At 59.0% G+C, this 25,072-nt stretch carries 23 protein-coding genes; 13 read left to right on the forward strand and 10 right to left on the reverse strand.

The window, feature by feature from the left end; translation table 11 throughout:
• Positions 1-76 precede the first annotated feature (76 nt).
• Together ACP7EE_RS02400 and ACP7EE_RS02405 are read left to right on the forward strand one after the other, a co-directional pair.
• Positions 77-2,563: a circularly permuted type 2 ATP-grasp protein gene (locus ACP7EE_RS02400; RefSeq protein ID WP_426233222.1), complete on the forward strand. Its 2,487-nt coding sequence runs from the start codon at positions 77-79 to the stop codon at positions 2,561-2,563.
• Complete coding sequence (locus ACP7EE_RS02405) at positions 2,563-3,453, forward strand: transglutaminase family protein (protein WP_426233224.1); 891 nt, start codon at positions 2,563-2,565, stop codon at positions 3,451-3,453. The genes ACP7EE_RS02400 and ACP7EE_RS02405 overlap by 1 nt, the downstream gene beginning before the upstream one ends.
• A gap of 142 nt (positions 3,454-3,595) precedes the next feature.
• Here the strand turns inward: ACP7EE_RS02405 and ACP7EE_RS02410 are convergent, their stop codons facing one another.
• Positions 3,596-3,787, reverse strand: coding sequence for a hypothetical protein (locus ACP7EE_RS02410; RefSeq protein ID WP_420647031.1), 192 nt, complete (start codon positions 3,785-3,787; stop codon positions 3,596-3,598).
• A gap of 68 nt (positions 3,788-3,855) precedes the next feature.
• Positions 3,856-4,443 carry a TIGR00730 family Rossman fold protein gene (locus ACP7EE_RS02415; protein WP_426233226.1) on the reverse strand — a complete coding sequence of 196 codons (588 nt, stop codon included), beginning with the start codon at positions 4,441-4,443 and terminating at the stop codon, positions 3,856-3,858.
• Between the two features lie 343 nt (positions 4,444-4,786).
• Here ACP7EE_RS02415 and azu point away from each other — a divergent pair, with 343 nt between their 5' ends.
• A complete protein-coding gene (gene azu / locus ACP7EE_RS02420) occupies positions 4,787-5,233 on the forward strand; it encodes an azurin (protein WP_420647033.1) in 447 nt (148 codons plus the stop codon).
• 130 nt (positions 5,234-5,363) lie between these two features.
• Here the strand turns inward: azu and nadE are convergent, their stop codons facing one another.
• The 4 genes from nadE to ACP7EE_RS02440 all read right to left on the reverse strand — a co-directional run bounded on the left by nadE (position 5,364) and on the right by ACP7EE_RS02440 (position 9,452).
• The gene (gene nadE, locus ACP7EE_RS02425; RefSeq protein ID WP_426206596.1) at positions 5,364-6,191 is read right to left on the reverse strand and encodes an ammonia-dependent NAD(+) synthetase; all 828 of its coding nucleotides are present in this window, start codon (positions 6,189-6,191) and stop codon (positions 5,364-5,366) included.
• Between the two features lie 4 nt (positions 6,192-6,195).
• A complete protein-coding gene (pncB, locus tag ACP7EE_RS02430) occupies positions 6,196-7,419 on the reverse strand; it encodes a nicotinate phosphoribosyltransferase (RefSeq protein WP_426233228.1) in 1,224 nt (407 codons plus the stop codon).
• A gap of 301 nt (positions 7,420-7,720) precedes the next feature.
• On the reverse strand, positions 7,721-7,990 hold the full coding sequence (locus tag ACP7EE_RS02435) for a hypothetical protein (RefSeq protein ID WP_426206593.1): 270 nt from the start codon (positions 7,988-7,990) through the stop codon (positions 7,721-7,723).
• 28 nt (positions 7,991-8,018) lie between these two features.
• The gene (locus ACP7EE_RS02440) at positions 8,019-9,452 is read right to left on the reverse strand and encodes an alanine/glycine:cation symporter family protein (protein ID WP_426233230.1); all 1,434 of its coding nucleotides are present in this window, start codon (positions 9,450-9,452) and stop codon (positions 8,019-8,021) included.
• Positions 9,453-9,626: 174 nt separating this feature from the next.
• On the opposite strand from ACP7EE_RS02440, the gene ACP7EE_RS02445 reads away from it, so the two are divergent.
• Entirely contained in the window at positions 9,627-10,436 is an 810-nt protein-coding gene (locus tag ACP7EE_RS02445; protein ID WP_426233422.1) for a helix-turn-helix domain-containing protein, read from the forward strand.
• A 2-nt stretch (positions 10,437-10,438) separates the two neighbouring features.
• On the opposite strand, the gene ACP7EE_RS02450 is transcribed toward ACP7EE_RS02445, so the two are convergent.
• Entirely contained in the window at positions 10,439-11,344 is a 906-nt protein-coding gene (locus ACP7EE_RS02450; protein ID WP_426233232.1) for a LysR family transcriptional regulator, read from the reverse strand.
• A gap of 174 nt (positions 11,345-11,518) precedes the next feature.
• Here ACP7EE_RS02450 and ACP7EE_RS02455 point away from each other — a divergent pair, with 174 nt between their 5' ends.
• From ACP7EE_RS02455 to ACP7EE_RS02495, 9 genes are all read left to right on the forward strand, one after another.
• Positions 11,519-13,009, forward strand: coding sequence for an aldehyde dehydrogenase family protein (locus tag ACP7EE_RS02455; RefSeq protein ID WP_426233234.1), 1,491 nt, complete (start codon positions 11,519-11,521; stop codon positions 13,007-13,009).
• A gap of 75 nt (positions 13,010-13,084) precedes the next feature.
• The gene (locus ACP7EE_RS02460) at positions 13,085-14,368 is read left to right on the forward strand and encodes an NAD(P)/FAD-dependent oxidoreductase (RefSeq protein WP_426233236.1); all 1,284 of its coding nucleotides are present in this window, start codon (positions 13,085-13,087) and stop codon (positions 14,366-14,368) included.
• Positions 14,369-14,736: 368 nt separating this feature from the next.
• A complete protein-coding gene (locus ACP7EE_RS02465; protein ID WP_426233238.1) occupies positions 14,737-15,870 on the forward strand; it encodes an ABC transporter substrate-binding protein in 1,134 nt (377 codons plus the stop codon).
• A gap of 254 nt (positions 15,871-16,124) precedes the next feature.
• Positions 16,125-17,039, forward strand: a complete 915-nt coding sequence (locus tag ACP7EE_RS02470; RefSeq protein WP_041480712.1) for an ABC transporter permease subunit — start codon at positions 16,125-16,127, stop codon at positions 17,037-17,039.
• 3 nt (positions 17,040-17,042) lie between these two features.
• Positions 17,043-18,344 carry a high-affinity branched-chain amino acid ABC transporter permease LivM gene (livM, locus tag ACP7EE_RS02475; protein ID WP_426233240.1) on the forward strand — a complete coding sequence of 434 codons (1,302 nt, stop codon included), beginning with the start codon at positions 17,043-17,045 and terminating at the stop codon, positions 18,342-18,344.
• The gene (locus tag ACP7EE_RS02480) at positions 18,341-19,213 is read left to right on the forward strand and encodes an ABC transporter ATP-binding protein (RefSeq protein WP_426206587.1); all 873 of its coding nucleotides are present in this window, start codon (positions 18,341-18,343) and stop codon (positions 19,211-19,213) included. The genes livM and ACP7EE_RS02480 overlap by 4 nt, the downstream gene beginning before the upstream one ends.
• Positions 19,210-19,926, forward strand: coding sequence for an ABC transporter ATP-binding protein (locus ACP7EE_RS02485; protein ID WP_420647041.1), 717 nt, complete (start codon positions 19,210-19,212; stop codon positions 19,924-19,926). The genes ACP7EE_RS02480 and ACP7EE_RS02485 overlap by 4 nt, the downstream gene beginning before the upstream one ends.
• 728 nt (positions 19,927-20,654) lie before the next feature.
• Positions 20,655-21,419, forward strand: a complete 765-nt coding sequence (locus ACP7EE_RS02490) for an SDR family oxidoreductase (protein WP_420647042.1) — start codon at positions 20,655-20,657, stop codon at positions 21,417-21,419.
• A gap of 199 nt (positions 21,420-21,618) precedes the next feature.
• Positions 21,619-22,524 carry a cation diffusion facilitator family transporter gene (locus ACP7EE_RS02495; protein ID WP_426233242.1) on the forward strand — a complete coding sequence of 302 codons (906 nt, stop codon included), beginning with the start codon at positions 21,619-21,621 and terminating at the stop codon, positions 22,522-22,524.
• Positions 22,525-22,531: 7 nt separating this feature from the next.
• Here the strand turns inward: ACP7EE_RS02495 and ACP7EE_RS02500 are convergent, their stop codons facing one another.
• The 3 genes from ACP7EE_RS02500 to ureG all read right to left on the reverse strand — a co-directional run bounded on the left by ACP7EE_RS02500 (position 22,532) and on the right by ureG (position 25,061).
• Positions 22,532-23,665: an AGE family epimerase/isomerase gene (locus ACP7EE_RS02500; protein ID WP_426233244.1), complete on the reverse strand. Its 1,134-nt coding sequence runs from the start codon at positions 23,663-23,665 to the stop codon at positions 22,532-22,534.
• Positions 23,666-23,848: 183 nt separating this feature from the next.
• Positions 23,849-24,421, reverse strand: coding sequence for a HupE/UreJ family protein (locus ACP7EE_RS02505; protein ID WP_426233246.1), 573 nt, complete (start codon positions 24,419-24,421; stop codon positions 23,849-23,851).
• Positions 24,422-24,446: 25 nt separating this feature from the next.
• Positions 24,447-25,061, reverse strand: coding sequence for an urease accessory protein UreG (ureG, locus tag ACP7EE_RS02510; RefSeq protein WP_426233248.1), 615 nt, complete (start codon positions 25,059-25,061; stop codon positions 24,447-24,449).
• Positions 25,062-25,072: the final 11 nt, after the last annotated feature.

A 25,072-nucleotide genomic window follows, 5' to 3' on the forward strand; every position in this document is an offset into this window, starting at 1 on the left:
GCCCGGATTTTTCGTATATCCGGGTGTCATGTGCCTGCGTTAGTCTGACCGTTCCCTGCTGGCTGCCGAGCTTTCCATGCCTGACCTGCTTGACCGCTACCCGCTGACCGCGGGCACTTATCACGAACTGCTCGACGACAGCGGAGCCGTGCGCCCGCACTGGCGGCGGCTGTTCGACCAATTGCAGCGCAGTACCCCGGCGCAACTGGTGCAGCGTCAGGCATTGCTGGCGCGGCAGATTCAGGAAAACGGCGTCACCTACAACGTGTATGCCGACCCCAAAGGCGCCGACCGACCTTGGGAACTGGATCTGCTGCCGCATGTGATCGCGGCGGATGAGTGGCACCAGTTGTCGGCGGGGATCGCCCAGCGTGCGCGGCTGCTCAACGCAGTGTTGGCGGATCTGTATGGGCCACAGAAGCTGATCAGCGAAGGTTTGCTGCCGGCGGAGCTGGTGTTCGGGCACAACAACTTTCTCTGGCCCTGTCAGGGCATTACGCCGCCGGATGGGGCCTTTCTGCATTTGTACGCGGTAGATCTGGCGCGTACGCCGGACGGTCGTTGGTGGGTGACGGCGGATCGTACCCAGGCGCCGTCCGGTGCCGGTTATGCGCTGGAAAACCGCACCATCGTGTCACGGGCGTTTCCCGAGCTGTATCGCGATCTGAAAGTGCAGCATCTGGCCGGATTCTTTCGGACCTTGCAGGAGACGCTGACGCGGCAGGCGCCGAGCGACGATGAAGCGCCGCTGATCGTGCTGTTGACGCCGGGGCGTTTCAACGAAAGCTATTTCGAACACCTGTATCTGGCGCGCCAGCTCGGCTATCCGCTGGTCGAGGGCGGCGACCTGACGGTGCGCAATGCCACGGTTTATCTGAAAACCCTCAGTGGACTGCGTCGGGTGCACGCAATCATGCGCCGGCTCGACGATGATTTCTGCGACCCGCTGGAGCTTCGCACGGATTCGGCACTGGGCGTGCCCGGTCTGCTCGAAGCGGTGCGTCAGCGGCGGGTGCTGGTGGCCAACGCGCTGGGCAGCGGCGTGCTGGAATCGCCGGGGCTGCTGGGGTTTCTGCCGAAGATCAATCAATACCTGTTCGGCGAGGAACTCATCCTGCCGTCCATTGCGACCTGGTGGTGTGGCGAGCCGCCGGTGTTGGCCCAAGCGTTGGAAAAATTGCCGGAGTTGCTGATCAAACCGGCATTCCCCTCGCAAAGCTTCGCTCCTGTGTTTGGCCGGGATCTGAGCGAAAACCAGCGCCAAGAGCTCGCCGAGCGCATGCGTGCACGGCCTTACGCTTATGTCGCGCAAGAATTGGCTCAGCTGTCTCATGCGCCCATCTGGCAGCCCGAGGACGATCAACTACAACCTCGGGCTATCGGCATGCGCATGTATGCGGTGGCCAGTCGTGACGGCTACCGGGTGTTGCCCGGAGGCCTGACCCGGGTTGCCGCTGACGCCGATGCCGAAGTGGTGTCGATGCAGCGCGGCGGCGCGAGCAAGGACACCTGGGTGCTGGGTGACCGACCTCCCAGCGGCGAACAGTGGAAGGCCCAGCGCAATATCGGTGTGCATGATCTGGTGCGGCGCGATCCGTATTTGCCGTCGCGGGTGGTGGAGAACCTGTTCTGGTTCGGCCGTTACTGTGAGCGCTGTGACGACAGTGCGCGGCTGTTGCGCATCATGCTCGCACGCTACGTTGACGGCGATGATCCATTGGCCCTGCAAGCAGCGGTGGAACTCGGCGAACGGCTGATGCTGCTGCCCGAAGAAGGCGAACTGCCGGAGCGCTTGCTCGCGGCGCTGCTCGGTGATGACTGGTCGTTCAGCCTGCGCTCCAACCTGCAACGTTTGCAGTGGGCGGCTTCGCAGGTACGCGGCAAGCTCTCGCGGGAAAACTGGCAGGCACTGGTCGAGTTGCAGCGCGAAGCCATGGAGCTGGAAACCGACGATCCAGACTTCGGCGAACTGCTGGATTTCCTCAACCGCTTGGTAATGTCGCTGGCGGCGCTGTCCGGTTTTGCTCTGGACGACATGACCCGTGACGAAGGCTGGCGTTTTTTGATGATCGGCCGGCGGATTGAACGGCTGCAGTTTCTCAGCAGCAGTCTGGCCGGATTCCTGCGCGGTGCCGGGGCGTTTGATCAGGCCGGGCTTGAGTGGTTGCTGGAACTGGGCAACAGCAGCATCACATACCGCTCGCGCTATCTGGCGGTGGCGCAGTTGATTCCAGTGCTCGACCTGCTACTGCTCGACGAGCAGAACCCGCATGCGGTGCTGTTCCAGCTGAAACTGGTGACGCGCACCGTCAAGCGTTTGAACCAGGATTTCGCTGCACCGCGGGAAGCGGTATTGCCGGAATTGGTCGAGCGTCTGGCGCATTTTGATTTGGGTTGCCTGGAGAATCCTTTGTTCGGCGAAACCAGCGTACGTGCGGCACTCGATGGTCTGGCGGATCTGTTGCAGGAAATCGCCGATGCCAGCGGCCAAGTCTCTGATCGACTGGCGCTGCGTCATTTCGCGCATGTCGATGATGTCAGCCAACGCACGGTGTCCGTCTGATGAGCGCGCATTACCAGATCCTCCACGACACCTGCTACCACTACGACAGCCCGGTGTCCCTCGCTCAGCAATTGGCGCACCTGTGGCCGCGTGAGTGCGCGTGGCAGCGCTGCACTGAACAACAACTGCTGATCAGCCCCCAGCCCTCCGCACGCCGGGATGAGCTGGACGTGTTCGGCAATCCGCTGACGCGGCTGGCTTTCGAACGGCCGCATGATGAATTGCAGGTCAACGCGCGGCTTACGGTGGAGGTGCTGGCACGGCCAACGCCGGATTTCAACCTGTCCCCGGCGTGGGAGCTGACGCGCAATTCGCTGACTTACAGCAGCCAGCCGTTGTCCGTCGAAGTGCTCGAGGCCTGCCGTTATCGTTTTCAATCGCCCTATGTTCATCTGAAGCGCAGCTTCGTCGAGTTTTCAGAAAGCTGTTTTCCTGCAGGACGACCGCTGATGCTTGGCGTGCAGGCGTTGATGCAGAAGATTTTCACGGAATTCACCTTCGATGCTGAAGCCACCCAAGTGGCGACGCCACTGGTCGAAGTGCTGGAGCGGCGGCGCGGGGTGTGTCAGGACTTCGCGCACTTGATGCTTGCGTGCGTGCGCTCGCGAGGCTTGGCTGCGCGCTACATCAGCGGCTATCTGCTGACGCAGCCGCCACCGGGGCAGCCACGGCTGATCGGCGCCGATGCGTCCCACGCCTGGGTTTCGGTGTATTGCCCGGTGCTGGGTTGGGTGGATTTCGATCCGACGAACAATGTGCAACCGGCACTGGAACACATCACCCTGGCCTGGGGCCGGGATTTTTCCGATGTATCACCGTTGCGCGGGGTGATTCTGGGAGGAGGGAGCCATGATCCGGAAGTGCGGGTCACGGTGATGCCGCTGGAGTAAGGACGATTTATTGTGGGAAGCTTTTGTGGGGAGCTTTTGTGGCGAGGGAGCTTGCTCCCGCTCGGCTGCGAAGCAGTCGCGAAAGTTTTGGGGTCGCTGCGCAACCCAGCGGGAGCAAGCTCCCTCGCCACAAATCAATCATTCAAGCGTCAGGCGCCTGCTCTTTCGGTGCATCGGTATCTACGTCTGCAGCATCTTCCGCTGCCACTTCACCGTCAGGGTTCAGTGCTGCTTCTTCAGCTGATTGTTTCTTGCGCTGAAGCTTTTCCTCTTTCTTCTTTTCCTTTTCCAGGTCACGTTGACGTTTGGCGAAGGAGTAATTGGGTTTGGCCATGGGCGATCCTCTAGGGTCGAAGGTGAGGTTGAGCGGCGCGTATTCTGCCCTGTATCGGGGCTCGGCTGTTAGCCGGGTTTTTGATCGACCCACTTCGGCACTACAGTTGGCTGCCATTGGTCGAGTGCGTCGAGCAGGGAAAGAGGCGATTCGCTCACTTGCAGCATGTCACGGTGTGGCGCGCGAACGAAGCCTTCGCCGACGATATGGTCAAGAAAAGCCGTGAGTTTGCTGTAGAAACCGTTCACTTCGAGCAGTCCCAGCGGTTTGCCGTGGTAGCCGAGCTGGCCCCAGGTCCAGACTTCGAACAATTCTTCGAGAGTGCCAAGGCCGCCGGGCAATGCGACGAAGGCATCGCTGAGTTCGGCCATCCGCGCCTTGCGCGCATGCATGCCGTCGACCACTTCCAGGCGTGTCAGGCTTTTATGGCCGATTTCCTTGTCCATCAGGCTCTGCGGAATGATCCCGATCACTTCACCGCCAGCCGCGAGTGCGGCGTCGGCGACGATGCCCATCAAACCCACGGCGCCACCGCCGTACACCAGAGTCAATTTACGCTCGGCGAGTGCTCGGCCAAGGGCGATGGCAGCTTCGGTATAAGCCGGATCAGTGCCGGCGTTGGCACCGCAAAAAACACAAACGGATTTCAAAGACATGCCTTCCTCCTGGATCAATCAGGCTCACAGGGTAAAGGCTCACAGCGCTCGATCCAAGGACTACGCGTCGCGCTTCGGCGTTTCGTAAGTGCCGCTGGCACCACAGGCGTAAGCGGCAAGCAGACTGCACAACAAGCTGTTGAAGGACATGGCGGAGACTCCGATGATTGACGATGCGCCGATCATAGGGCCGGGCCAGAGCATTGGCCGGTAGATTGTTTCGATGAGTGTCATAGCCTGAAAGTTGTATACAATTTTTGACTCAGGTCATAGGAACTTGCGAAGATTTCAGGCAGTCTTCCAACCATTAGTGTTTTTGTTAACCCTGCCTTGGAGATTCACCATGTTTTCCAAAGTTATTGCGGTATCCCTGCTGGCGCTGGCCAGCAGCCAATTGATGGCTGCCGAGTGCAAAACCACCATCGACTCCACCGACCAAATGTCCTTCAACACCAAGGCCATCGAAATCGACAAGAGCTGCAAGACTTTCACCGTCGAACTGACCCACTCCGGCAACCTGCCGAAGAACGTCATGGGCCATAACCTGGTGATCAGCAAAGAAGCTGACATGCAGCCGATCGCCACCGACGGCCTGGCCGCCGGCATCGACAAGAACTACCTGAAAGACGGCGACGAGCGCGTCATCGCTCACACCAAAATCATCGGCGCCAAGGAAACCGACTCGGTGACCTTCGACGTGTCCAAGCTCAAGGCCGACGAGAAATATGGTTTCTTCTGCTCGTTCCCGGGCCACATCTCGATGATGAAAGGCACCGTGACCCTGAAGTAATCAGGTTCACCCCACACCCTGTGGGAGCGGGCTTGCCCGCGATGAGGTCATTAGCATCGATAGATGTTTCGACCAAAGAAAAAGCCCGCTGAGAATCACTTCTCAGCGGGCTTTTTCATGCATTCATCGATCAAGGCGCGAACGGCATTACCCGTTTGTGATGCGTCTTCTGGTAAGTGTTAACGATGATGTCGAACGCTTCCTGACGCACCGACTCGCCATGCAGAAACGCATCGATCTCGGCATAGGTCACGCCATGTGAAGCTTCGTCCGGCTTGCCCGGCGACAAGTCTTCCAGATCCGCCGTCGGCACTTTCTCCACAAGCGATTCCGGCGCGCCGAAACTGCGCGCAATCGCCCGCACCTGATTTTTCACCAGCCCGCTGAGCGGAGCCAGATCACAAGCGCCATCGCCGAATTTGGTGAAGAAACCCATCACCGCTTCCGCCGCGTGGTCGGTGCCAATCACCAGCCCGTGTGCTGCGCCAGCGATGGTGTACTGCGCCACCATGCGCATCCGCGCCTTGGTATTGCCGAGCACGAAATCTACCGACACCGCATGCTTGCCTTCAAACGCTGCCACTTCATTGGCCAGCGATTTGACCGCCGGACCGATGTTCACCGTGTGGCGTTCATCCGGGGCGATGAAGTCCACCGAAGCCTGGGCATCTTGCTCGTCGAACTGGGTTTCATACGGCAGGCGCACGGCGATGAACTTGTAGGCGTCGTCGCCCGTGCGCTCGCGCAGTTCGCGCATGGCGCGTTGGGCCAGCAGGCCGGCAGTCAGCGAATCGACGCCGCCGCTGATGCCCAGCACCAGCGTCTTCAGGCCGGAATTGGTCAGGCAGTCCTGAATGAAGCTGATGCGTCGGGCGACTTCCGTTTCGAGGGCCTGTCGATCGGCGAACGGTGGCTGAACCTTGAGCTGTTCAGCAATCTCACGCTGTACGGCTTGCATGAATTCACTCCTTGCTAGATGTGCTGGAAATGGCAGGAACCTGAAACACATGCCGCAGATAGGCGACGAAATTCGGGTCTTTGCAGTGAGTCTTGCCTGGCTCGTCGGAGATCTTCGCCACCGGTTGACCGTTGCAGGCGGTCATTTTAAGCACGATGCTCATCGGTTCAACCCCCGGAATGTCACAGGTCAGGTTGGTGCCGATGCCGAAGCTGACATTGATCCGCCCGCGCAGCGCACGGAATATCTCCAGCGACTTGGGCAGCGTCAGGCTGTCGGAGAACACCAGCGTCTTGCTCATCGGGTCGATGCCGAGCTTGTGGTAACGGGCGATGCATTTTTCGGCCCAGATCACCGGGTCGCCGGAATCGTGGCGCAGTCCGTCAAAGAGCTTGGCGAAATACAGGTCGAAATCGCTGAGGAAAGCATCGGTGGTGATGCAGTCGGTCAGCGCAATCCCCAGCAGCCCGCGATACTCGCGCACCCAGCAATCGAGCGCGGCGATCTGACTGTCTATCAGTCGTGGGCCGAGTTGCTGATGCGCCATGATCCACTCATGGGCCATGGTGCCCAGCGGTTTCATGTCCAGTTCGCGCGACAGGTGCACGTTGCTGGTGCCGACAAAACGTCCGGGGAAATCGTGCTTGAGCACGCTGACCACTTCTTCCTGTACACGGTAGGAGAACCGGCGACGCGTGCCGAAATCGGCGACCTGCAACTCGGACAATTCCTCGCTCGAAGCGTTGGCCGTCAGCCAGTCGAACTTTCGATACAGCTGTTCGCGCGCCTGTTCCAGCACGGTTTCGCGGTAGCGATAGCGGTTGCGCACTTCGCTGACCAGCGCCAGCAGCGGCACTTCAAACAGAATCACATGCAGCCACGGCCCGCGGATGCGGATAAACAGCTCACCGTTTTCGATGCCGGTATGCAAATAGCGCAGGTTGAAACGGAACAGTCCGAGAAAGCGCAGGAAGTCCGGCTTGAGGAAGCTGATGCGCTCGAGAAAACTCAACTGATCGGCACTCAGGCTCAAATCCGCCAAGCGCTCGATCTGAAAGCGGATCTCGGCCAGATACGGGCGCAGATCCTCACTGTTACGGCAACGAAACTCCCATTCGACTTCAACGTTGGGGTAGTTGTGCAGCACCGCCTGCATCATCGTCAGTTTGTAGAAGTCGGTGTCGAGCAGGTTCTGCACGATGCGATCGGCAAACACGCTCTCGCTCATAACGGGGTCTCCAGACGGGCCGCGCGGTGGCGCGGAAGCAATCAATGGCGCTAGTGGCGCATATCCCGTGTGAAGATTGCCAGCGATTTTTTTGCGCGGCCGCCTGCTCTTTCTTCTATCCCTTTATATTGTTCGGCCCGAGCCAGCATCTGTTGCGGGGTGCGCAGCGAGCGCGGCTTGAATGACCAACTCCAGCCGCTCCCAACTTTTTACATATTCAGCAAGAAGCGAGTGTCGAGGAATGAGGGTTGTCTCAACCGCTTTGATCATTGCGGCCCGGAGCATTTAATAGGTTGGAGTTTCAGGCATGAGCCAATTCTCCCTTGAAAGAGATTTGCTCCAGCGAGTCCACTCCGTCTTGAAGTAATACGTACACAGGAAGTATCAGTCGATACAGATCAGAGTCATTAGTGTGTTTAATGGTGACCGATGTCAATGTTTCCAGAAGGCTGACAGCTGCGCGAATTCTGAAACAGGCATCTTCGAATAGCTGGTTAGGAGCAGCCTGCGAATCAATGAAATAAGTGGGTGTGCTGGTTGCATTGGCTTTAAGTGGGAAGTAGCGATTCATCAGGGAGCATCCTCAAATTGTTTTTGGATTAAAGAGTTGCTTGGTTTTTAGTTCTAACTAGTGAAATTTGCGGCAGCGGTGGCCATGCCAACGGGTCGAGATCCAGATCGAGAAACTGGCTGGAATCGAATATGGGCGTCTTGATTCCGGCACGTCGCTGCTGGTCGTAATCGCGCAGGATGCGCATGCAAACTTTAAACAGCAGGGCCATGGCGACAAGATTGACCAGTGCCAGCAAGGTCATGGTGATGTCGGCGAACGCGAGGACGGTCGTAAGATCTTCGACCGATCCCCAGAACACCAGAACCAACACCAGTGCGCGGTACAAGAACAACGCTTTTCGAGGTTCGCCGAAGATGAACCGCAGGCTGTTTTCCCCCAGGTAATAGTTGTAAAGCATCGCCGTGAATACGAACAATGCCAGCACCACGCTGATGAACATTCGCCCCCATTCTCCGACCACCGCTGCCAGCGAGTTTTGTGCCAGCGCTATACCGTCGCCCTCGAATCCTGGCGCGTAGAAACCCGAAAGCAGAATGAGTAAAGCGGTGCATGTGCAAATCACGAACGTGTCGATAAAGACGCTGAATGCTTGCACGACACCTTGCGCAACCGGGTGGGCGATTTTCGCCACCGAGGCGACGTTGGGCGCGCTGCCGAGTCCGGCTTCGTTGGAAAAAACGCCACGCCGTACACCCATGACGATCGCACTGCCGACCAACCCGCCAAATGCCTGATCGAGGCCGAACGCGCTGCGGATGATGGTCAACAGCATCGCTGGCACTTGATCAAACTGCAGCACGATCACATAACCAGTCACCGCGATGTAGGCGAGCACCTTCAGCGGAACCAGCAGGTCGGCGACGGCGGCGATGCGTTTTATCCCGCCAATAAACACCGCTCCGAGTAGCAATGACAATGCGAACCCTGTCCACATGGGCTCAAGACCAAAAGCGTCTTTGAGCGAGTGAGACACCGCATGCGATTCGAGGCCGTTGATGGCAAATCCAAACGTCACCAGCAGGAGCAGCGCTGCGATGATTCCGAGCCAGCGTTTGTTCAGACCATGTTCGATGTACCACGATGGCCCGCCTCGATACAGGCCATTGCCGTCGCTGTGTTTGTAGAGTTGGCCCAGCGTACATTCGAAGAAACTGCTCGACATGCCGAGCAAGGCTGTCATCCACATCCAGAACACTGCGCCGGGGCCGCCCATGCTGACGGCGATTCCGACCCCGACGATATTGCCAGTGCCCACCCGGCCGGCCAGGCTCAGGGTCAACGCCTGAAACGAGCTCAAATGCTGGCTGCCGCTGCGCCAGCTGCCCTGCAGAACGCTAAACATATGCAGGAAATATCTGAACTGGACAAATCTTGATCGGATGGTGAAGTAGCTGCCCAGTCCAAGAACGACGGGAATCAATATCTTCCCCGAGAGAAAGTCGTTGATGATGTCTAGCATTCAAAGCTCCTTGCTGTTGAAAGTGCTGGCGATGTTTGTTGGTGTTAAAGCCTGAAGCCATTCAGGACTCGTAATATCCAGCCATATTTCCCTCGGCGCAATTTCGCAAGTTGCTCAAAAGTGATGCGAGTTGCTGCTATGGTTGCGTCTTCTAAAACAGTTGTCGGGATATTTATGGAGGAATTTCTTCCAGCTAACTTAAGGCTGCTGTGCAGCCACTACAGATCTGTCGCGGAAGTTTGTAGGAAAATTCGAATTAACCGTGGGCAATTTAATAAATACCTGTGCGGAAACAGCATTCCTACAGCGTTCAACTTGAAAAGAATCTGCGATTTTTTTGGCGTCGAAGAGTTTGAAATAACACTTCCAACAGCGCAGTTCATTTCGCTGATTGGGGCCAATGCGAGGCGAGTCAGGCCTGTCGAGACAGCAACAGCAGCGCAGAGCATGCTGGAGCACCTGCGCCAAAAATCTTCGCCGGAGCTGATGGCGCACACCGGTTATTACTACGAGTACTACCATGCCATGACAGAGCCTGGCTCGATCTTGTGCGCACTGGTGCATGTGCGAGAAGACGGATCAGACGTCGTCTACGAACGAAACGAGCGCTTACAGATTGCGGGATCCGAAGGCGAGTTTGAGCGGTATCGATACGTCGGGATCGCCTATTACCTGAGAGATCGCCTGTTTCTCATCGATTACGAGTCGCTGACTTCGAACGAGGTCAGCCAGACCATTCTCATTCCGAGCTTCAAAAGCTGCATCACTCGGCTCAATGGCCTGAAAATCGGTGTTTCCGCTGCTGACCACCGCGCTCCGGCGTGTTCGAGAGTGGTGTGGGAATATCTGGGGCAGGAAATCAATCGGATCGATGCCTATCGCCGTGTACGTCTTTACGACGTTGATGACCCGGCTATCGATGAAGACCTACGCTCGAGGCTTTCGCAAACCAAAGTGGTTGATGGTTTGTTCGTGATTGCGTGACGTCAGTCGGCAGGAGGATGGTCGATCTGCTCCAACATCCACTTCACAAAATCCCTCACCTTGGGCACTTCCGCCGAGTGTTCCGGGTACGCCAGGTAATACGCGTCCGTGCTGGGCATTGCATGCTGCCAGGGAATGACCAGTTTGCCGTCGGCCAATTCCTCTTCCACCAGAAACCTCGGTAAAAGGGCTACACCGCAACCGACCTGGGCGGCGCGGATGCACATATAGAAGGTTTCGAAGCGCGGGCCGTGGTAGCTGTGTTCGGTGTGGTAACCCTGAGCGTCGAACCATTCGTGCCAGGCCTGTGGGCGTGAGGCGTTTTGCAGCAGCACCAGATCGGTGAGTTGCGTCGGGTCGGTGAACGGCGTGGCCGGCAGGCTGGACGGCGCGCAGACCGGCACCAACTCTTCGCCAAACAGTTTCAGGCATTCGGTACCGGCGCGCGCGCCCTGGCCGAAGTAGAACGCCAGATCGCTGCGCCCTTGCAGCAAGTCATCGGCTTCCTGTTCGTTGCACAAGTCCAGATGAATCGACGGATGGCGCAGACGCCAGCCCTTCAGGCGCGGCACCAGCCAGCGGGCGCCGAAGGTCGATGGCGTAGAGACGCGCAGGACTTCGGTCTCGCCGCCGTAGGACCGCAGGTAATGCGTGGACATTTCCACCTGGGTGAGGATTTTTCGCACTTCCACAAGGTACAAATCGCCGGCCGGGGTCATCTGCAAGCGCCGGCGCACGCGGCGAAACAGCAAGTGCTGCAACAACTCTTCAAGCTGCGCCACCTGTTTGCTGACGGCGCTTTGGGTCAGGTTCAGCTCTTCGGCGGCGCGGGTGAAACTCAAGTGCCGGGTCACGGCTTCGAAGCACTGCAATGCGGTGATCGATGGCAAGTGGCGTTTGTTGAGCATGGCTGATCCTTTTTCTTGTCTTTCTATGGCACGCAACGCGCAGCATGAATAAACGGAATGATATCTCGCTTAATGGTCGTTTGTTGCCTCACCGAAGGAGCGCTACAACTAATGGTCTGCACGGGTGGAAAACAGCGCCCGCACACATTCAGTTTTTTGCTTGAGGAGTGACCCATGGTTGCCGCATTGCTTGATCGTCTAGGTGTGAACCCGGCCCTGTACCAGAACGGCAAAGTGCCGGTGCATTCGCCCGTCGACGGCAGTCGCATCGCGGCTGTGAACTGGGAAGGCGCGGCCGAAGTCGAGCAGCACATCAGTCGCGCAGATCATGCGTTCGAGCATTGGCGCAAGGTGCCGGCCCCGCGTCGCGGCGAGCTGGTGCGTCAGTTCGGTGAAGTCTTGCGCGAGTACAAAGCCGATCTCGGCGAGCTGGTGTCCTGGGAAGCGGGCAAGATCACCCAGGAAGGCCTTGGCGAGGTGCAGGAGATGATCGACATCTGCGATTTCGCCGTCGGTCTGTCTCGTCAACTGTACGGTTTGACCATCGCCTCCGAGCGTCCGGGCCACCACATGCGTGAAACCTGGCACCCGCTGGGCGTGGTTGGCGTGATCAGCGCGTTCAACTTTCCGGTCGCGGTGTGGGCGTGGAATACCACGCTGGCGCTGGTCTGCGGCAACCCGGTGGTGTGGAAACCATCGGAGAAAACCCCGCTGACCGCGCTGGCCTGTCAGGCGTTGTTTGATCGCGTGGTAAAGAATTTCAGCGATGCTCCGGCCAATCTCTGCCAAGTGATCATCGGCGGCCGCGATGCCGGCGAGGCCTTGGTCGATGACCCGCGTGTGGCGCTGATCAGTGCCACCGGCAGCACGCGCATGGGCCGCGAAGTGGCGCCGAAAGTCGCCGCACGTTTCGCGCGCAGCATTCTCGAATTGGGCGGCAACAACGCGATGATCCTCGGCCCGAGCGCTGATCTGGACATGGCCGTACGTGCGATCCTGTTCAGCGCCGTCGGCACTGCCGGTCAGCGTTGCACCACGTTGCGTCGCTTGATTGCGCATGAATCGGTCAAAGAAGAAATCGTCACTCGCCTCAAAGCCGCCTATTCGAAAGTACGCATCGGCCATCCGCTGGAAGGCAATCTGGTCGGCCCGCTGATCGACAAGCACAGCTTCGAAAACATGCAGGACGCGCTGGAGCAGGCGCTGAGCGAGGGTGGTCGGGTGTTTGGCGGCAAGCGTCAGCTCGAAGAGCAATTCCCCAATGCCTATTACGTGTCGCCGGCCATCGTCGAAATGCCGGAGCAGAGCGACGTGGTGTGCAGCGAAACCTTTGCGCCGATTCTGTACGTGGTCGGTTACAGCGACTTCCAGGAAGCGCTGCGTCTGAACAACGCCGTGCCACAAGGTTTGTCGTCGTGCATCTTCACCACCGATGTGCGCGAGGCCGAGCAGTTCATGTCGGCGATCGGCAGCGACTGCGGGATCGCCAACGTCAACATCGGCCCGAGCGGCGCTGAGATTGGCGGCGCGTTTGGTGGCGAGAAAGAGACGGGCGGCGGGCGCGAGTCTGGTTCGGATGCATGGCGCGCTTATATGCGTCGGCAGACCAATACCGTGAACTACTCGCTGGAATTGCCGCTGGCGCAGGGCATTACCTTCGACTGACAGTTCCTCGTTCCCAAGCAGTGCGTGGGAACGATCATTTTGGTGTGTTTGGCAGGTTTCTGTTGGAGTCTGGCAATGCCGTTACGCGAAGAATGTCTGTGGGAAAAGCTCACGCCGCAAAGGCCGGATAATGCGGCGCTCAGGAGTGAGGTCAAGGTTGACGTGTGTGTGATCGGCGCCGGATTTACCGGGCTGTCGGCAGCGCTGCATCTGCTGGAACAAGGCAAAAGTGTCTGCGTGCTTGAGGCGCATCGCGCTGGTCACGGCGGTTCCGGGCGCAACGTCGGGCTGGTCAACGCCGGCATGTGGATCCCGCCGGACGAGATCGAAGCCGGCTTCGGCGAAGCGGTCGGCAGCCAGCTCAACCGCATGCTCGGTGGGGCGCCGGCGCTGGTGTTCAGCCTTGTGGATAAATACAACATCGATTGCCAGTTGCGCCGCGAAGGCACGTTGCACATGGCGCACAACGCCCGTGGCGAGGCGGATCTGCGCAGTCGCGAGGAACAATGGAAACGTCGCGGTGCGCCCGTCGAGTTGCTCACCGGCCAGGCGTGCGAGCAAGCCACCGGCACCAAAAAAATCGCCGCTGCGTTGCTCGATCGACGCGCCGGCACGCTTAATCCGATGGCTTACACCACAGGTCTGGCCAACGCCGTGCTCAGTCTCGGCGGGCAGATGTTCGATCATTCGCCAGTCACCCGTCTGGAGCGCCAAGGCTCGCAATGGTCGGTGCAGACCGAACATGGTTCTGTTCTCGCCGAGAAAGTGGTGATCGCCTCCAACGCCTACACCGAAGGCGACTGGACCGAGCTCAAGCGTAATTTCTTCCCCGGTTATTACTACCAGGTCGCCTCGGTGCCGCTGACCGAAGACGCCGCGCAGGAAATTCTGCCGGGCGGGCAGGGCTCGTGGGATACCCGGCAGGTGCTGAGCAGTATTCGCCGCGACAAAGAAGGCCGGCTGTTGCTCGGCAGCCTGGGCAACGGCAACCAGAAACCGGCGTGGTTCCTCAAGGCCTGGGCCGACCGCGTACAGCAGCATTACTTCCCCAATCTGAAACCGGTGGAATGGGAATGCACCTGGACCGGGCGCATCGCCTTCACGCCAGATCATCTGATGCGGCTGTTCGAACCGGCACCGGGACTGGTCGCTGTCACCGGTTACAACGGACGTGGCGTCACCACTGGCACCGTGGTCGGCAAAGCCTTCGCCGACTATCTGTGCAACGGCAATCCGCAAACCCTGCCGATTCCCTTCGCGCCAATGCAGCCGCTCGCCGGTGTCGGCTTGCGCAGCTGTCTGTACGAGGCCGGATTCTCGCTGTACCACGCGGGCCAATGCCTGCGCATTGTTATCTGATTGTTGAAATATGTTGCCGGAAGCGGCGCTTTTCGATGCAGCGACTAGCCTGTAATGGTGCGGGTTGTAGCAGTTCCGCACCAGCAGTGTGCAGTTCGGTGACGCGGGCTGTTACAGGCTGGTTGCACGTCGTTTGCTGGCGCGGTTGCAATGATGGCGCACGCGGGTTGCGCCTGAAAATATTTACGGTTTCACCTTCCGCGGTTTAGACGGTTGCACGCCCAATGAAAATGGGATCGAAACAGTCGAAATAACAACAAGGCAGCGACTTTTTGCAGAATAAAAAACCGATGGCACGGCGCTTGCTCTGAGCATCCAGTGAACTGAAGTCGCAGTGCCAACTAAAAAAAACCTTGGAGCACCACCTCATGTCCCAGACGTTTTACAAGAAAGGCTTTCTGGCCCTCGCAGTGGCTACTGCGTTGGGTGTTTCTGCGTTTGCACAGGCTGATGTGAAAATCGGTGTCGCCGGTCCGATGACGGGCGCCAACGCGGCATTTGGCGAACAGTACATGAAGGGTGCACAAGCGGCGGCCGATGCGGTCAACGCAGCGGGCGGCGTCAACGGGGAAAAAATCGTACTGGTCAAAGGCGATGACGCCTGCGAACCGAAGCAGGCCGTGACGGTCGCCAAGGACCTCACCAACCAGAAAGTCGCCGGCGTGGTCGGTCACTTCTGCTCCTCTTCGACCATTCCAGCGTCGGAAATCTACGACGAAGCCGGGATCATCGCGATCACCCCGGGTTCGACCAACCCGCAAGTTACCGAGCGTGGTCTGAGCGCGATGTTCCGCATGTGCGGACGTGACGACCAGCAAGGCATCGTCGCCGGCGATTACATCGTCGACGTGCTCAAGGGCAAAAAGGTTGTCGTGCTGCACGACAAAGATACCTACGGCCAAGGTCTGGCAGACGCCACCAAGGCGCAACTGGTCAAGCGCGGCGTAACGCCAGTGCTGTATGAAGGCCTGACCCGTGGCGAGAAAGACTTCAGCACCATCGTCACCAAGATCCGTGGCGCTGGCGCCGACGTCGTGTACTTCGGCGGTCTGCACCCGGAAGCCGGTCCGCTGGTTCGCCAACTGCGTGAGCAAGGCTTGAAAGACGTGAAATTCATGTCCGACGACGGCATCGTCACCGACGAACTGGTGACCACCGCTGGCGGCCCGCAATTTGTTGATGGCGTGCTGATGACCTTCGGCGCCGACCCACGCATGCTGCCTGACAGCAAAACCGTGGTGGACGCTTTCCGCAAGGCCGGTACCGAGCCTGAAGGCTACACCCTGTACGCCTACGCTTCGGTTCAGACCCTGGTTGCTGCGTTCAACGGCGCCAAGTCGAACAAAGGCGAAGAAGCGGCCAAGTGGCTGAAAGCCAACCCGGTGAAAACTGTCATGGGCGAAAAAGCCTGGGACTCCAAGGGCGACCTGAAAGTCTCCGACTACGTGGTTTACCAGTGGGACAAGGATGGCAAGTATCACCAGCTGGAAAAACAGAAGTAAGGGCTGACTTGATCGGCTGATCTCCACCATTTCCTGTGGGAGCGGGCTTGCACCGGGCGGCGTTCCGACGATGACGGACTGACAGACAACATATTCGTTGAATGCTCGACCGCTATCGCTGGCAAGCCAGCTCCCACAGTGGACGGTGTGGTCTGGCTGATCGTGGCTGACATTGCTCCGACGTATATCTGTATTTTCCTTAGAAGAGCCGCACACTTTCGGGTGTGCAGGTTCTCACTGCGTGAGATTGCGTTATGGATGGTATTTTCCTGCAGCAACTGGTCAACGGCCTGACCCTCGGGTCGGTCTACGGCCTGATCGCCATCGGCTACACAATGGTCTACGGCATCATCGGCATGATCAACTTCGCCCACGGCGAGGTTTACATGATTTCCGCTTACCTCGCGGCAATCAGTCTGGCTCTGCTGGCGTACTTCGGTATCGAATCTTTCCCTCTGCTGATGCTCGGCACGTTGATCTTCACCATCGTCGTCACGGCGGTGTATGGCTGGGTCATCGAACGTGTCGCCTACAAACCGCTACGCAACTCCACCCGACTGGCTCCACTGATCAGCGCCATCGGCATTTCGCTGATTCTGCAAAACTACGCACAGATTGCCCAAGGCGCCAAACAACAGGGCGTGCCTACGCTGCTGACTGGCGCATGGCGGGTCGAAGTCGGCACCGGGTTTGTCCAGCTGACCTACACCAAGGTGTTCATTCTGATCGCGGCGTTCGTCGGCATGGGACTGCTGACCTACATCATCAAATACACCAAGCTCGGCCGCATGTGCCGCGCCACCCAGCAAGATCGCAAGATGGCTTCGATCCTCGGCATCAATACCGACCGGGTGATTTCCTACGTGTTCATCATCGGTGCAGCCATGGCGGCTCTGGCCGGCGTGCTGATCACCATGAACTACGGCACGTTCGACTTCTACGCCGGCTTCATCATCGGCATCAAGGCGTTTACCGCTGCGGTACTCGGCGGGATCGGATCGCTACCCGGTGCGATGTTGGGCGGGATCATCCTCGGCATCTCCGAGTCGCTGTTCTCCGGTCTGGTCAACTCCGACTACAAAGACGTGTTCAGCTTCTCGCTGCTCGTACTTGTTCTGGTCTTCCGGCCGCAGGGCCTGCTGGGCCGTCCTCTTGTGTCGAAGGTGTAAGCGATGTCTGCAACCACTGAAAAATCCATTGATATCAAAAAGAGCCTGGTCGAGGCGATTCTGGCCGGTCTGATTGCCCTGATCGTTTTCGGGCCGATTGTCGGCGTCGTACTCGATGGCTACAGCTTCAACCTCGAAACCACCCGTGTGGCGTGGATCATCGCCATCGTCATGGCCGGCCGGTTTGCCCTCAGCCTGTTCCTGCAAACGCCGAAAGGCTTGAAGATTCTCGACGGATTCGAGAGCACCGGTTCCGGTGTGCATGTGTTGCCAGCCGATCACAAATCCAGCCTGCGCTGGATCATTCCGCTGCTGATTGTGCTGGCGGTGATCGTACCGTTCGTTTCCAACTCCTATCTGCTGGGCGTGGTCATCCTCGGGCTGATCTACGTGCTGCTGGGGCTGGGGCTGAACATTGTGGTCGGTCTGGCCGGTCTGCTCGACCTCGGTTACGTGGCGTTCTACGCCATTGGCGCCTACGGTCTGGCGCTCGGTTATCAGTACCTGGGGCTGGGTTTCTGGACGGTGCTGCCGCTGGCGGCGATCACTGCGGGGCTGGCGGGGTGCATCCTCGGGTTTCCGGTGTTGCGCCTGCACGGCGACTATCTGGCAATCGTGACCCTGGGCTTCGGTGAAATCATTCGTCTGGTGCTCAACAACTGGCTGTCGCTGACCGGAGGCCCGAACGGCATGCCGGCGCCGCTGCCGACGTTCTTCGGTCTGGAATTCGGCAAGCGCGCGAAGGATGGCGGGGTGCCGTTTCACGAGTTCTTCGGCATCGCCTACAACCCGGACGTGAAGTATTACTTCATTTACGCGGTGTTGTTCCTGGTGGTGCTGGCCGTGCTGTACATCAAACATCGTCTGGTGAAAATGCCGGTCGGTCGCGCCTGGGAAGCCTTGCGTGAAGACGAAATCGCCTGCCGCTCGATGGGCCTCAATCACGTGCTGGTCAAGCTCTCGGCGTTCACCATCGGTGCCTCGACTGCAGGTCTGGCGGGTGTGTTTTTCGCGACTTATCAGGGCTTCGTCAACCCGACCTCGTTCACTTTCTTCGAATCGGCACTGATCCTCGCCATCGTCGTGCTCGGCGGCATGGGTTCGACCATCGGCGTGGTGATCGCAGCGTTCGTGCTGACGGTCGCGCCGGAACTGCTGCGCGGCTTCGCTGAATACCGCGTGTTGCTGTTCGGCATCCTGATGGTGTTGATGATGATCTGGCGCCCACGCGGGCTGATCCGCATCAGCCGTACCGGGGTCAAACCACGCAAAGGGGCGATTCACTACGAGAGGGCTGCGCGATGAGTGAAGTAGTTCTTTCTGTGGAAAAACTGATGATGCACTTCGGTGGCATCAAGGCCTTGAGCGATGTCAGTCTGAAGGTCCAACGCAACTCGATCTTCGCCCTGATCGGCCCCAACGGTGCGGGCAAGACCACGGTGTTCAACTGCCTGACCGGTTTCTACAAGGCTTCCGGCGGCAAGATCGAGCTCAACGTGCGCGGCCAGCAGACCAACGTCATTCAGCTGTTGGGCGAGTCGTTCAAACCGACTGACTTCGTCTCGCCGAAGAGCTTTCTCAGCCGGATGTACTACAAGATGTTCGGCGGCACCCATCTGGTGAACCGTGCAGGCCTGGCCCGAACTTTCCAGAACATTCGTCTGTTCAAGGAAATGTCGGTGCTGGAAAACTTGCTGGTGGCCCAGCACATGTGGGTCAACCGCAACATGCTCGCCGGCATCCTCAATACCAAGGGCTATCGCAAGGCCGAGAGCGACGCGCTGGACTGCGCGTTCTACTGGCTGGAAGTGGTCGATCTGGTGGACTGCGCCAACCGTCTGGCCGGTGAGCTGTCCTACGGCCAGCAACGCCGTCTGGAAATCGCCCGGGCCATGTGCACGCGTCCGCAGATCATCTGCCTCGACGAACCGGCCGCCGGCCTCAACCCTCAGGAAACCGAAGCGCTGAGCGCGATGATCCGGCTGCTGCGCGACGAGCATGATCTGACCGTGGTGCTGATCGAACACGACATGGGTATGGTCATGAGCATTTCCGATCACATCGTTGTACTGGACCACGGCATCGTGATCGCCGAGGGCGGACCAGAGGCAATTCGCAACGATCCGAAAGTGATTGCTGCGTATCTGGGCGCCGATGAAGAGGAGCTGGTATGACGCAACCCATCCTCGAACTCAAGGAGCTGGACGTGTTTTACGGGCCGATTCAGGCCCTGAAAAAAGTCTCGCTGCAGATCAATGAAGGCGAAACCGTGAGCCTGATCGGCTCTAACGGTGCTGGCAAATCCACGCTGTTGATGTCGATCTTCGGTCAGCCGCGCGCGGCCAGCGGGCAGATCCTCTACCAAGGTGTGGACATCACCCACAAGTCATCGCACTACATCGCCTCCAACGGCATCGCGCAATCGCCGGAAGGGCGGCGGGTGTTCCCTGACATGACCGTCGAGGAAAACCTGCTGATGGGCACCATCCCGATTGGCGACAAGTACGCCAAAGAGGATATGCAGCGCATGTTCGCGCTGTTTCCACGGCTCGAAGAACGTCGCACGCAACGGGCGATGACCATGTCCGGCGGCGAGCAGCAGATGCTTGCCATCGCCCGCGCGTTGATGAGCCGGCCGAAGTTGTTGCTGCTGGATGAGCCGAGCCTGGGTCTGGCACCGATTGTGGTGAAACAGATCTTCGCCACCCTGCGCGAACTGGCGAAAACCGGCATGACCATTTTCCTCGTCGAGCAGAACGCCAACCATGCGTTGAAACTGTCCGACCGGGCGTATGTGATGGTCAACGGCGAGATTCGCCTCTCGGGCACCGGCAAGGAGTTGCTGGTGAATGAGGAGGTGCGCAACGCCTATCTGGGCGGGCACTGAATTCTCTGCAGTTATACACAGCCCCGCGACGCAAGTCCCGGGGCTTTTTTAAATCTGAATTTCGAGGAGATTCTGAAATTGTGGAAAACAAATTCGCCAAGCTGCCAAAGCGCGACATAAAGACGCTGCAAATGGCTGTTTTTGCACAGTTTTGACTTGTCCCCATTCGCTGTGGAGCTGGCTGTGAATAACGTGGGAGTAGCTGGCTGAAAGCCTCTGAAACCGTGGCTTGCAGGCTTGTGGTTGTTTTTTGATCAGGCGTTTTCTGGTAAGCAGACGCTTCGCTTGTCAACCTTTTTATAGGCGACGAAAATCGGTGAAGGGCTAGTGCATCAACCTGTGGATAAGTCTGTGATTAAACTCTGGAAAGACTGCGCTAAGGGCCGTGATTGCTGGCCTCGCGCAATCACGTCCATGACCGGGTAGTCGTGCAAAATGCCCTGTCCCGCACATCCCTCGGTTCAGGGTCAAGCAAAAAACTTTCAAAATCCTGCGCGAAGCCTTGTGTGGCGGGGCTTTGCGCTTTTGCACTTGCCCCCGTTATCTGTGGAGCAGACTGTGGATAACATGCGCGCACATGGCTACAGCCCGCGCAGGCTATGGCGCTCAAGGCGTTGATCGTTTTTTGTACAGGGTTCGGTGGTTGCCTGTGATTGCAGGGCCGGGCATGCTGCCCGCTGATGGTCCATTTCAATGGCTGCCACGGCGGTCGAAGTCAGGAGAACACGATGTCCAACACCCTGTTTATCACCGGCGCTACTTCCGGTTTTGGTGAAGCCTGCGCCCGTCGTTTTGCCGAGGCTGGCTGGAAACTGGTGCTGACCGGTCGTCGTGAAGAACGCCTCAATGCGCTGTGTGCCGAACTGTCGAAGCAGACCGAAGTGCACGGCCTGGTGCTGGACGTGCGCGATCGCAAGGCGATGGAGGAGGCGATTGCCAACCTGCCGCCATCGTTCGCCAAACTGCGTGGCCTGATCAACAACGCCGGGCTGGCGCTGGGTGTCGATCCGGCGCCCAAGTGCGACCTCGACGACTGGGACACCATGGTCGACACCAACGTCAAAGGCCTGATGTACGCCACGCGCCTGCTGCTACCGCGCCTGATCGCCCATGGCCGTGGCGCCGGCATCGTCAACCTCGGCTCCATCGCCGGCAACTACGCGTATCCGGGCAGCCATGTGTATGGCGCGACCAAGGCATTTGTTAAACAGTTCTCGCTGAACCTGCGCTGCGACTTGCAGGGCACTGGCGTGCGCGTCAGCAACATCGAGCCGGGCCTGTGCGAGAGCGAGTTCTCGCTGGTGCGCTTTGCTGGCGATCAGGCGCGCTACGACGCGACTTACGCGGGTGCCGAGCCGATCCAGCCGCAGGACATCGCCGAGACGATTTTCTGGGTGATGAATGCGCCGGCGCATATCAACATCAACAGCCTTGAACTGATGCCGGTGAGCCAGACCTGGGCCGGTTTTGCCATCGAGCGGAACAAGGCTTAACACCGAGTAACGGCCAATCGCTGGCAAGCCAGCTCCCACAGGATTATCGGTGTACACAAACCTTGTGACCGACTCGGTACTTGTGGGAGCTGGCTTGCCAGCAATGAGGCCAGAACAGGCAAAAAAGCTGCATAAGGTAAACTCCCTCCGCACAACCCCACCGCACCCCTGCGGTTTTCAAGGTTTTCGAGGAGTTAAAGTGAGTAACCGAGGTGAGCAGTCGCTGCTCAAACAATCCACCATTCTGATGTTCGCCGTATCGATCGCCGGGATCGTGACCGGTTTTGTTTCTGGTGCCGAATCCATCCTGTTCGATGGTTTTTTCTCCCTGATCGCAACCTTCATCAAAGTGCTGATGCTGATCACCGCCAAGTTGATCGCCAAGCAAAGCAATCACAGATTTCAGTTCGGCTTCTGGCATCTGGAGCCGATGGTGCTGCTGATCGAAGGCAGTTTCCTGTTCTTGATCGCCATCTATGCATTTCTCAACGGCGTGTTCGGCATCATCAGCGGCGGGCGTGAAGTCGAGCTGGGCATGGTGATCATCTATGCGGCCGTGTTTACCGTGGTTGAGTTCGCCTACTTCTTCTACATCCGTCGCCGTAATCGCAAGCTCAAGTCGACGCTGATCCGGTTCGACAACATCAGTTGGCTGGTGGACGCGATGCTTTCTGTCGGCCTGCTGGTGAGTTTTCTCACGGCGTTGTTGCTCAAGTCCCAGGGCTATGACGAATGGGCGCTTTACGTCGACCCGTTGATCCTGATTCTGCTGGCCCTGAGCATGCTCGCTCCGGCGTTCAAAATTGTGCGCCCGGCATTGCGTGATGTGTTGGGAATCGCCCCGAACACTCTGGATGAACAGGTGCGTCAGGTGATGGAGGCGGCGAAAGTCGAGCATGGATTCGACGATTACATGTCCTACGTGCAGAAGCACGGCCGGGCGCGGTTCATCGAGATTCATGTGATTTTGCCGGCGGATTATCGACTGGAGAGCGTCGGTCAACTCGACGTTTTGCGCGAGGATATCTCGGCCAGATTGGGCAAGCCGGATGCCGCCCGATGGCTGACCATCAGCTTCACCGGCGACAAGAAGTGGGTCGCCTGACTGTAGGTCAGCGCAAATATTCAGCCAGCCCGCGATAGCAGGTCGCCAAGTGATACGGCGTGGTCGACGGCATGTCCTTGCGGCTGACCTCGCCCTGTTCGTCGCGACACTCATACCAGCCACCGGCATGCAGGAAGTGCTGTTGCAGCGCCAGCAATTGGCGCAGCACAGCGGCTTCTGCGTCCGGACGCAAGGTCAGCGCCCGCAGGTATTCAGCCTGGGCCCAGATGCGTTGAGTTGAATCCTTCGGCCGTCCATCCAGCTCCAGATCGAGCATCGCCCGTACGGCACCGGATGGCTCGACCACGCCGAACTGCTCGGTGAACGCAAACGCCCGATCCAGATCCGCGTGCAGTTTCGAACCGCGCAGCAGTGGCGAGGATTCGAGCAGGAAATACCATTCGAACTGATGCCCCGGCTCGTACCAGTTATCCACAGCGCCCAGCGGTTTCTCCATCAACACGCCGTATTGCGGATCGACGAATTGCTTGTGCATGGCTGTGCATAACTCGCTCAACGCTTTCTGCGCCGCCGGGTCTTCACGCACTGCGATGGTCGCGAGGAAGGCTTCGGCCAAGTGCATCAGCGGATTTTGCAGCGGGCCGGTTTGCAGGGTTGCCCAGTCGCGCTCAAGACAGGCTTCGAAGAGGCCATCGCCAGTGGCGAAACGTCGGCCGATGACTTCCAGCGCAGCGTTCAGGGTCGATTGCACCAGCGGCTCGCGGGATTTCTCCCAGTAATGCGCGCAGGCGAACAGGATGAAGGCGTGGGTGTACAGATCCTTGCGCTGATCCAGCGGTTTGCCCTGCGGATCGATGCTGTAGAACCAGCCGCCGTGCTCGGCATCGTGAAAGTGCCGATGCAGGGACTGGAACAGCGCTGCCGCGCGAACCTCGGCGTTATCCACAACGCCGATCAAGCTGGAAAACAGATACAGCTGCCGCGCGCAGGCCATGGCGCGATAGCGCTGCGGTGGCAGCGGTTGATGCGCGGCGTCCAGCGCCTCATAAGGCAATGCCATGTCGGCATTCCAGCCCGGGCCTTGCCAGAGCGGCACGATCACGTCGAGAAAGTGCTGGTGCACGTCGCCGAATACGGCGGTCAATTCAGGCTGGGAGGCAGAGCGGGAAGCGTGGGGCATGGGCGGACGTCGTCACGGCAGGGGCGATTGCGCGACATGGTAGCAGAGAGACTGGCATCAGCGATGCGGCGCCTGTCAGGCCACGATCCCTGTAGGAGCTGCCGAAGGCTGCGATCTTTTGATCTAAAAAAGCAAAAATCAAAAGATCGCAGCCTGCGGCAGCTCCTACAGGTGGTGTGTCGATTACCCGGCCAGCAACCACGCACCAGTCACCGCCGAAGCCGCCCCGGCCAGGCGCACCAACGGCGCCGCCGCTTGAGGCAGCACGCGCACCACGCCATAACCCGCCGCATGCAGCACAGCCGTCGCCACCACAAACCCCGCCGCATAGGCCCAAGGATTGGACATCTCCGGCAGCTCCAGACCATGTGCGACGCCATGAAACAGCGCAAAAACCGCCGTCGCCGCTACCGCCATCACCAGCGGTGGACGCACCGCCAGCGCCACCGCCAGACCCAGCGCCAGTACCGATGCCGCAATCCCGCTTTCCAGTGCTGGCAACTCCAGTCCTTCAAACCCGAGCATGCCGCCAATCAACATGGTGCCGACGAAAGTGCACGGCAGCGCCCAGCGCGCGGCGCCTTGTTGCTGCGCAGCCCACAGGCCTACCGCGAGCATTGCCAGCAGGTGATCGAGGCCGCCAATCGGGTGGCTGATGCCGGCGATCAGGCCGGTGTCGCCATGCCCCGGATGGGCGAAAGCCAGCGCCGGGGTCAGCAGCAGCGCGACCGCGCCGAGAATGCGTTTGAGTGTCATGAATAAGCTTCCTTGTTGATGAAAATCAGGCTGCGGTGAGCAAGCCCTGGCGTTCGATGAAGGCGATGATTGCTTCCAGGCCCTGACCGGTTTTCTGGTTGCTGAAAACGAACGGCTTGCCGTTGCGCATGCGTTGGGTGTCGCTGTCCATCAGCTCCAGGGAGGCGCCCACCAGCGGCGCCAGGTCGATCTTGTTGATCACCAGCAGATCGGACTTGCAGATGCCCGGCCCGCCCTTGCGCGGCAGCTTGTCGCCGGCCGAAACGTCGATCACGTAGATGGTCAGGTCGGAGAGTTCCGGGCTGAAGGTCGCGGACAGATTGTCGCCACCGGACTCCACTAGAATCAGATCCAGCCCCGGAAAGCGCCGGTTCAGTTGATCGACCGCTTCAAGGTTGATCGAGGCGTCTTCGCGAATGGCCGTGTGCGGACAGCCACCGGTTTCCACGCCGATGATGCGTTCCGGCGCCAAGGCTTGGTTGCGCACGAGAAAATCGGCGTCTTCGCGGGTGTAGATGTCGTTGGTGACCACCGCCAGGTTGTAGCGCTCGCGCAAGGCCAGGCACAGCGCCAGAGTCAACGCGGTTTTGCCGGAACCGACCGGGCCGCCGATGCCGACGCGCAGAGGTTGTGAGGTCATGGTTGTTTCTC

Origin of the sequence: Pseudomonas sp. TWP3-2, assembly GCF_049897765.1 — a bacterium.
In the GTDB taxonomy this organism is placed as follows: domain Bacteria; phylum Pseudomonadota; class Gammaproteobacteria; order Pseudomonadales; family Pseudomonadaceae; genus Aquipseudomonas.